This window comes from bacterium (Candidatus Blackallbacteria) CG13_big_fil_rev_8_21_14_2_50_49_14 (assembly GCA_002783405.1).
GTDB lineage: Bacteria > Cyanobacteriota > Sericytochromatia > UBA7694 > UBA7694.
This window is the reverse complement of the sequence record PFGG01000017.1, coordinates 872-8,923: the sequence shown is the minus strand read 5'-3', so window position 1 is coordinate 8,923 and position 8,052 is coordinate 872. Positions and strand designations below refer to the sequence as shown.

At 50.0% G+C, this 8,052-nt stretch carries 9 protein-coding genes; 2 read left to right on the top strand and 7 right to left on the bottom strand.

The window, feature by feature from the left end; translation table 11 throughout:
- Nucleotides 1–97: 97 nt before the first annotated feature.
- Nucleotides 98–1,033, bottom strand: a complete 936-nt coding sequence (locus tag COW20_03980; protein PIW50011.1) for a flavin-nucleotide-binding protein — start codon at nucleotides 1,031–1,033, stop codon at nucleotides 98–100.
- Nucleotides 1,023–1,439 (bottom strand): glyoxalase, encoded by a 417-nt coding sequence (locus COW20_03975; GenBank protein ID PIW50010.1) that lies wholly within the window; start codon nucleotides 1,437–1,439, stop codon nucleotides 1,023–1,025. Before COW20_03975 ends, COW20_03980 begins: the two co-directional genes overlap by 11 nt.
- Before the next feature lie 107 nt (nucleotides 1,440–1,546).
- Here COW20_03975 and COW20_03970 point away from each other — a divergent pair, with 107 nt between their 5' ends.
- Nucleotides 1,547–2,083, top strand: coding sequence for a TetR family transcriptional regulator (locus COW20_03970; GenBank protein PIW50009.1), 537 nt, complete (start codon nucleotides 1,547–1,549; stop codon nucleotides 2,081–2,083).
- A 68-nt stretch (nucleotides 2,084–2,151) separates the two neighbouring features.
- On the opposite strand, the gene COW20_03965 is transcribed toward COW20_03970, so the two are convergent.
- A complete protein-coding gene (locus COW20_03965; GenBank protein PIW50008.1) occupies nucleotides 2,152–3,048 on the bottom strand; it encodes a hypothetical protein in 897 nt (298 codons plus the stop codon).
- 134 nt (nucleotides 3,049–3,182) lie between these two features.
- On the opposite strand from COW20_03965, the gene COW20_03960 reads away from it, so the two are divergent.
- Nucleotides 3,183–3,524, top strand: coding sequence for a hypothetical protein (locus COW20_03960; GenBank protein ID PIW50007.1), 342 nt, complete (start codon nucleotides 3,183–3,185; stop codon nucleotides 3,522–3,524).
- Here the strand turns inward: COW20_03960 and COW20_03955 are convergent.
- From COW20_03955 to COW20_03940, 4 genes are all read right to left on the bottom strand, one after another.
- On the bottom strand, nucleotides 3,521–5,059 hold the full coding sequence (locus COW20_03955) for a hypothetical protein (GenBank protein PIW50006.1): 1,539 nt from the start codon (nucleotides 5,057–5,059) through the stop codon (nucleotides 3,521–3,523). The genes COW20_03960 and COW20_03955 overlap by 4 nt on opposite strands.
- Nucleotides 5,060–5,219: 160 nt before the next feature.
- On the bottom strand, nucleotides 5,220–5,798 hold the full coding sequence (locus tag COW20_03950; GenBank protein PIW50005.1) for a hypothetical protein: 579 nt from the start codon (nucleotides 5,796–5,798) through the stop codon (nucleotides 5,220–5,222).
- 50 nt (nucleotides 5,799–5,848) lie between these two features.
- Complete coding sequence (locus COW20_03945; protein PIW50004.1) at nucleotides 5,849–7,411, bottom strand: hypothetical protein; 1,563 nt, start codon at nucleotides 7,409–7,411, stop codon at nucleotides 5,849–5,851.
- Nucleotides 7,412–7,490: 79 nt separating this feature from the next.
- Entirely contained in the window at nucleotides 7,491–8,048 is a 558-nt protein-coding gene (locus COW20_03940) for a hypothetical protein (GenBank protein PIW50003.1), read from the bottom strand.
- Nucleotides 8,049–8,052: the final 4 nt, after the last annotated feature.

Sequence of the window (8,052 nt, the reverse complement as noted above, 5' to 3'; positions counted from 1 at the left end):
GTCAAGATACGTTTATCTTCTTTTTATGAAAAGATAATCATCACAGACACCAAACCCTTACCCTTGCTCAAAAAATAAAATAAAAAATATTTTATTATCACCAGCTGCCAGTAAATGCTAAGGCCGGGGAAGCTTCTCCCAAGTCCCAGGACCAAGGAAGGGCTTTCTCAAGCATGCGTCCCCTGGCCAGGCGAAAACGAATCAATCGCTCGGCCCCTTGAAAGGCCTGGAGTTCAGGCCCAGACCCAATAATTTCAGCCCTGCCGCTTAAAAAAAGCAAATCACCCGAGACAAAATCCAAAAAAAGCAAACCCACGCGGGGATCCATCACAATATTTCCCAAGGTATTAAAAAAGCGATTGCCACTGAAATCTGGAAAGAGCAAAGTCTCTTGGCTTTCGACACGCACAAAGCCAGGTTTCCCGCCGCGATGCGAAAGATCAGCCCCTTCACTGGGCAAGTTTTTTCCCGCCTGATAAACACTGGCAATAAAAAAACAGTCGCTGTTTTCAATCAGTTCACGCTGTTGGGGGGCAAGCGTATTAAAATCCAGACATTTTGCCTGAACTGGGTTTCGAGAAACTGGGCAGAGTGTGCGGATCTGAATGTATTTGGGACAATTGCCAAAACTTTGGCGTACCGAAAGACAGAGTTCCTCCGGCCCAGCCTCAACAACCTGCGTACTGACACGGTTGCGACGTCGGGTTTCAAACTCCAGCCCCAGTATCCCCAGATCCTGCCCGACCTGCAGCTCTGACAGCGGATCCTGCACGAAAGGCAGAGACTGAATCCTGAGCAAACGCGGATTGGGGGTTGAAACAAAACCAGGCGAACCGATCCGCAAACTGGCCCAGACAAACTTTTCACGATCTTCTGCGCCAAGAAAAACCCAGGGCAAGGTTTCAAAAAACCTGCGGTGCTGTTCAGGCAGAAAGGGGCGCAGAACGGTAGCCCCAATCGCCTGCATTTTCTCACTCAGTCCATATTCAGCCTGAATTTTGCGCTCACCCGCATGAAAAGCGTCAGAGCACATGGCTGACCAATTCGAGCCTTAAATCTCCGGGAATGCGACAGATCATATGGTGTAAACCCGTTTGTCCCAGCGCCTCAGGGCCAAATTCAATTTCAACCCCCGGCCGGGCCTTCAAAAGCGCATAGATTTCACCCAGAGATCGTTCGGGGGCCAAATGCAAAGCAAAATGGTGAAGCCCGACCTGCTGGTGACGATCAAACCCACGCCCCTCGGGTGATTTGAGTTGCCAGAGGGTCAGCAGGGTGTGTTGGTCTGAGACAAAAACAGCGGGGTATTCAGGTTTGCCACCCACTTTCTGAAACTGCAAAACCGAGGTAAAAAAATCCACAGCGTCGTCAAGGTCAGACACCGTTAAGCCCAGATGATGAATGCCTTGGGTCCAGGGTTGCGAAGCAGATAAGGTCATGATTTCACTCCAAAAGTAGACAGATCTGTCTATTAATATTTTGATTATAGTAGACAAACCTGTCTAGGTCAATGACGCAATGACTTTATTTTTTGTATAATGGGCCTATGCGCTCACAACCCCGTAAAGAACGACTGCTTGAGACGGCTTTCCGTCTGTTTAACCGACAAGGTTATCATGCCACAGGCATCGATCAGATTCTGGCCGAATCTGGGGTGGCCAAAGCAACACTGTATAAATACTTTCCCAGCAAAGACGCTTTGATCCTGGCGGTTTTAGAGCAACGCCATGCCGAGCTGGAAAAACGATTAACACTTTCCCTTTCACAGAGCCAAGGCAAGGAAAAGGTCCTTGCCATTTTTGATGTATTGGATCTCTGGTTTCATTCCGAGAGTTTTCAGGGCTGTAATTTTATTCAGGCCAGTGGCGAGTATGCAGATCCCCAACATCCCATTCATCAGGCCGCAGCAGCACACAAGCGCTGGTTCAAGGATCTTTTAGCTGAATCTCTTGAGAACGCTTCTCTGAGTGCCCCCCTGATGCTGCTTGTAGACGGGGCGATCGTCGCAGCCCAAGTACGCGGTGAATTAAACGCAGCAAAACTGGCGCGTCAAACAGCTCAACGCCTGCTGAACGCAGAATAGATCTTTCGTTCAGAGGCATTGCCTCAGCCCAAATCCACAGACTGGGAAAGCAAGCAAAGATTTGAACCTTAAGCTCCTTCAGTTTTTTTGACTAAAATTTTGAAGGGGGTATCGTAATAATTGCCCTTGCGGCCAAACAAAAGCGTATAGTAGCCCAGGCCATAGCGGGTATTCAGCTTCAGACTGAAATGGCTTTCATCACTCCAATCCAAACGCACAGGCCCTTTGCCAATATATGAACTGCCATCGCCAACAGGCATCCGGGCGCTTGGGTCTGGCAAGATCAAAAAAGCATCCAATTCAGATTTGGGAAAACGCGCATGAAATTGAAAGGAAAGCTTCAGGCTGGTGTTTTCAGGAACTGAAGCCGGAAGCTCATCCTGGAGCCTGACAACCACAGCCGCAAAGGTCTGGGTAGCATAAAGCACCTTGTCTTTCAGAAAAAATCCCACGCCCAATTGCCAGAAATCCGGGTGAACCATGGTTTCATAATGCTCAGGAGAGTCGGCCCAAAGTTTCATCAAGGTTTTCGCCATTTCTGCAGGGCTTTCACGCTCCCAGCTGCGCATGGCAATATTTTCACCATTTTGAATCGCCAGTAAACCCGGCTGCTGAGTACGCAAACGGTCATTGGGCAATTGCCCATCAGGATTTTGGTGGTCAAAATAATGGCGGGTCGCCATATCCTGACTTTGTGCTGCTGAAACCTGATTCAGTTCAGTTAATGCCTCAAGCTGCTCCAGGCCTTTTTCGTGTCTGAAGGCATTGGTCTGCTGATGGAGTTCCCTTTGCAGTTGCTCCAGATTGAGGCTGGTCGGTGGGGAGGCAAGACAGGCATGAAGCGTCAGAAAACAAGTCAAAACAAAGTATTTGAGATCAGCTCTACACATTTCGAACTCCTCAGCACAGGCCATTGATCGGAATGCCTGCATGATAAACGATAGCGACCGTTTCAGACAAATCATCTGAAGCGAGATGCTCGGAATCTTTCTCAATCAAAACAGCAAAGCGCTGAGCGTGCAAGTAATCAAGACTTGATTTAGAAAACTGCAAGAAAGCTGTTAGGATAAGAGCAGCTTTAAAAGAAAGGGCCCTTCGTATGCTGCTCATCCGAATCCTGTTCTCACTCTGCTTTATCTGCTTAACGGCCTGCAATGCGCTTCCCAATCTTTCATCCAGCCAACCCCTGCCCGCTCAAACCACAGCCTCCAGCCAAGCTCTGGCCACTGGTTTGCTTGAACGTGAAACCCATATTGATCGCGTCTATTGTTTTATGAAAACGCTGAAACAGGGAAACCCAGATCTCGCTGCCGCTGCGGGGCATATTGCCCAACTGGAAGGCATGACCGATCTTCAATACCGTCAAACCTTCAGCGATTCAGCCAATTTAACCAGCCTGGAACGCTACGAAAAGCTGGCAAGCGACGCGGGTTGCAGTTAGGGCACGAAATTGAAAAAGGGTTGATTGGGCCCCTGCATGGTCACACTGACATTTTTAGGCGCTTGTCCATTGCTGAAACTCGCTCGCCCATGGCCAGGTGCATCAAAACGAATCGTGGCGTGGTGGGCGGGCAATTCCAAAACATCACCCGCTTTAAAATCCATTTGGGTGGTATAGGCCCAATCATTGCTTGAATCCAGGGCCAGGCTGACATGGTAATGGGTATTGCCGTCTGAGAGAACCCCGGCCTGGGCCGAGCTCATGGTCACTTTGCTGCCATCAGAATTGATCAAGACATCGCCTGCCTGAAGTGTTTTTTCAGCTTTAAACCCGCCATTCCCCTGCGCTGTCACCTTGACATGAAAGCTATTTCCCGAGGCATCCGTATAAAGCCCCTCGCCATTTTGACCCTTAATTTCAACTTTGCCAGCATCTAAAAACAGTGTATCTCCCACCTGGGGCGTCAGGGTCGAAGACAATTGCCCTGAAGCCGGATCCTGGGCCATGCCGACATGAAAACTTTCACCCGCCGCAGATGTTACCTTGGCTCGCAGGGTATTGGCCCCGTCAATCGCTGTAACCGTCGTGGTTCGGGGATCGCCATTGGCTTCATCTTGAATTTTTTCACCCACTCTAAACTCTGAGGTATCCCGCAACATCGCCCCGTTGGGATCCGTGATCGGATCAAAAAATTGCTTGGGAAAGGCAGCTTCCAAAACTTCAGCATCGGTTTTAGCGGCTCCCCCTGGCACAGGAACTACCTCGTTATTGCTTAAGGCATAGGCATTATTGCCCTCACGGAAAACAGACACCTGATGATCCCGTTTTTTACCGGGCCCTTCGGTCGCTACCCCCAGGGTGGTAAAGCCTTGATCGCCAAGTACAGTATGTGCAACCTCAGCATAGCCCTCACAATCCAGATAGGCCCGCCCCAAATTATCACGCGGCACCGCATTGATCCCCTCTTGCAGGGAAACACCATTCCATTCAATATTTTTGCCTGTATGGTTGAAGTTTGCAGTCATATAGGCCTGTAAAAAACGGGTTTTGTCTGCGCCACTCAAGCCCAAATCTTTGACAAAACGGCTGATATCCTGAACCTGATGCGGGTCTATTGCAGCAAAGGCATCGCGTTTATCTTCAGGAATCAGACTGAGCATGGTGCGCCGCGCTTCGTCTATATCGCCATGTATCTGCTTGCTGGCGATCGGCGTATCCGAAAACTCAAGGCTGATTTCTTTGCCATTGGCACTTTGTACCTTGGCCATGCCTTCGGTCGAAAATTTAAAACTATTGGGGTCAAAATTGGCTGAATTGATTTCTGCAATAAAGATCTGGCCGCCCGCACTGTCTGCCAAATCCTGTAAAAAGACCTCTTCTACGCCGGTAACCCCTCCTTCAGCGTCAGCAATCTGACGCAGTTCCGTCAAATCCTGGGTCGTGAGGTCTCCATCCTTGGCGCGTTTAACGGCTTCATCCATCAGGTTTTTACCCTGATTGTTCATACCTGGGATCGAACGGCTTATTTCCAACATCAATCTGCTCTCCAGCTTCTAAGACTTCTTAGTTTAGCTATTCCCCAAAAGCTTAAAAAAATATCAAAGCAGAAGGTTTAGACAGAAATCGAAAGCACAAAAATATCCGTTCACAAAAAAATATGAAAGGAGAGGGTTCAAACCGGTTGAAAAGATCTGGCTAGGGCAAAACGGGGACAAAGACGCGGGCCTGAGCGCCCCCATAATGCGCCGTCATTTGAGGGGCAATATGGTCGGAAATCTCCTGGCCCCGCCCATCGGCGATTGAAATATGACCCGATTCTGAACTGCCCTGCCCCCAAACCACCACAGCACCGGCAGGCAAAGCAGGCAAAAGTGCAGGAGCCACTTGAACTTCTTTAAAAAGCGGGTTGGAGGCCAATTGCTCTGCGGCCAGATAGGCATGCATTCCCGATAGAAAAGGCGTGTACTGGGAGTGAATCGCTTGTGCCACATATTGGTAACAATAGCCAGTGCCCCCACTGACGCCCGATTCAGCACTTGAGGCCAGCAATTTGCCTTGAAAGCTATCCAAGCCCTGAATCTGCAAGGCTCCGTTTTGCACAGAACTCTGAAGGGTCAAGCGGGATTGAACCGGGGTTGCAAACTCACCGCAGGCACTGAGCAGAGCCAGGGCAAACACGCCCACACATCCGATTTTAAGGGTCTGATTGGTTTTCATGCGGCCATCTCCTGCTGTGTTTGCTTCAAACGTGATTATCCCTGAAAAGCCTGTCATTTTGCAAGCAGAAAGCGAGTACTAACGATCAGCTTCTTGCCCTCGGCGCTTTAAGAGGAGCAGGAAAGCATCGAACAGCCCGGACGGTGTCTTGCCCAATCCGGTCGTTTCTGTGCAAAGGCTGAATAGGCGGGATTTTCAGTATAGGGATTCCGCAAGACCTGCTGTAATTCCTGAATCCGGCTGAAGTCCCCTGTTTGAGCCAAATCTATCGCTTCCTGTGCCAGATAATTGCGCAATACATAACAGGGATTGATGGCATTCATGTCTGATCGTGCCTGGCTTAAGGCCTCAGGTTGACGGGGCAAATGTTGCGCATATTCCGTCAGCCAGCTTTGCCATTCTGAAGCATCCCGTTCAAATTCTGTCTCAGAATAAAAGGCTGCTTTTAAAACGCTGGGGTCAGGGGTCTCAGGCGCAAGCTTCGCCAGAAGTCTGAAAAAGAGGGTCATATCCACTTCGGCCTTTTGCATCAGCGTATACACTTTCTGAACCAGCTTTTCCTCTGCTTCGCTCCATTGGGCAAAGCCAAATTTTTGCCGGGTAAAAGCCTGGTGAATTTGGGTATAGCTGTTTAAATAGGCTTCTAAGCCCGCCTCCAGCACCTCAGGTGTTTCAAACAAATCGCCCAGCGCCGAAGCCAGACAGGCCAAATTCCAATAGGCAATTTCGGGCTGGTGGCCAAAACGATAGCGACGCCGTTCAAAATCGGTGGTATTGGGTGTCCAGCCAGGGTCAAAATTATCGACCCAACCATAGGGCCCATAATCAATCGTCAGGCCCAAGATCGACATATTATCGGTATTCATCACCCCGTGCACAAATCCAACCCGCATCCAATGCGCCACCATCTCAGCCGTGCGCTCACAAACTTCTTTAAACCAGAGACCCCGTTTTTGCACAGGTTCGCCTTCAAGATGGGGAAAATCTCGGGCCAGGGTAAAATCCACGAGTTTTTTCAGCAATTCCGGCTCACGGTTGGCTGCCAAAATTTCATAATGTCCAAAGCGCAAGAACGAAGGCGCAACCCGGCAGACTATCGCACCCGGCTCGTATTCAGGATTGCCATCATAGAGCATATCGCGCAAGACCGTATCGCCCGTCATCACCAAACTCAAAGCACGGGTGGTGGGAATCCCCAAGTGATGCATGGCCTCACTGCAGAGAAATTCACGCAGGGAAGATCTCAGCACAGCACGTCCATCGGCCCGACGGGAATAGGGGGTGGGCCCCGCCCCCTTGAGTTGAAGATCCCAACGCTGCCCCGATGAAGTCAGCACTTCACCCAAATGCAGCGCACGGCCATCGCCCAATTGACCCGCCCAATGGCCAAACTGGTGTCCCCCGTAGCGGGTGGCATAGGCTTCCATGCCAGGAATTAACTGATTCCCCGCAAAAACCTGGGCAAATTCAGGGGATTGAATCTGCTCAGAACTGAGTTCGAGGGCCTCAGCCATGTCTGGAGACCAGGCCAGAAGCTGCGGATTGGAAACAGGGGTGGCTTTTACTTTTGACCAGAGTGCACCGCGCACCTGACGCGAACTCAAATAATCTGGGTTGGAATCACTCGGAAGTTCTTGAATAAAACGATTGTCAAATTGCCAATGGCGCATCATCCCGGATCCTTTTGATTGCAGTTTCCTAGATTATACGCAATGCCGGGGGTGAAAATCACCCAAATAGCAAGAATGATCAGTGTTTACGCCGAGCAGCCGTTTGGCGGGCGGCATACATTAAACGGCTTAAATCCTGCGCCTCTTTGTCTGTTGCATAGTTTTTATCCCCTTGCACCAAGGGTTTGAGCGGCAAAAACACTTTGTACTTGGCATTGGGATAAGGCTTACCTGTACGTACCCTGTCGCTCAAATCCAATTGCTTACCTTCTGCGTTATAACCCTTGATACCAATATGGCCAACGCCTCCGGGCTCATAGACCACAATCGCACCCGGGGGAAGATAATTCAGTTCTTCACGGCTCAGCGTCAGCTCAGCAAAGAGATCCGGGCGTTTGCGGAAAAGATTGTCATCTGCTGTACTGGCCCATGATCCCCCTTTGCCCCCAAAAGCTTGGTAACGGTAATGCAATGAACCTTCCAGAGATTCTTTCACACCGGTATAGCAAAAGCTCTCTGAGCCCCCCTTGTATTTGCTTTCAACTGTGCGAATAGAGGTTTCAGCAAATTGAGCCAGCTCATGGCCCGTATGAAAGGCTGTTTCAATCTCCGTTGAAGTCAGCCCCTTTTCAGCCAATTGG

What these genes read in the sequence shown, in the direction of transcription:
- COW20_03960 (PIW50007.1), top strand. Translation starts at nt 3,183, where the DNA reads ATGCTGCTCATCCGAATCCTGTTCTCACTCTGCTTTATCTGCTTAACG.
- COW20_03970 (PIW50009.1), top strand. Translation starts at nt 1,547, where the DNA reads ATGCGCTCACAACCCCGTAAAGAACGACTGCTTGAGACGGCTTTCCGT.
- COW20_03950 (PIW50005.1), bottom strand. Translation starts at nt 5,798, where the DNA reads ATGACAGGCTTTTCAGGGATAATCACGTTTGAAGCAAACACAGCAGGA.
- COW20_03945 (PIW50004.1), bottom strand. Translation starts at nt 7,411, where the DNA reads ATGCGCCATTGGCAATTTGACAATCGTTTTATTCAAGAACTTCCGAGT.
- COW20_03955 (PIW50006.1), bottom strand. Translation starts at nt 5,059, where the DNA reads ATGTTGGAAATAAGCCGTTCGATCCCAGGTATGAACAATCAGGGTAAA.
- COW20_03965 (PIW50008.1), bottom strand. Translation starts at nt 3,048, where the DNA reads ATGATTTGTCTGAAACGGTCGCTATCGTTTATCATGCAGGCATTCCGA.
- COW20_03975 (PIW50010.1), bottom strand. Translation starts at nt 1,439, where the DNA reads ATGACCTTATCTGCTTCGCAACCCTGGACCCAAGGCATTCATCATCTG.
- COW20_03980 (PIW50011.1), bottom strand. Translation starts at nt 1,033, where the DNA reads ATGTGCTCTGACGCTTTTCATGCGGGTGAGCGCAAAATTCAGGCTGAA.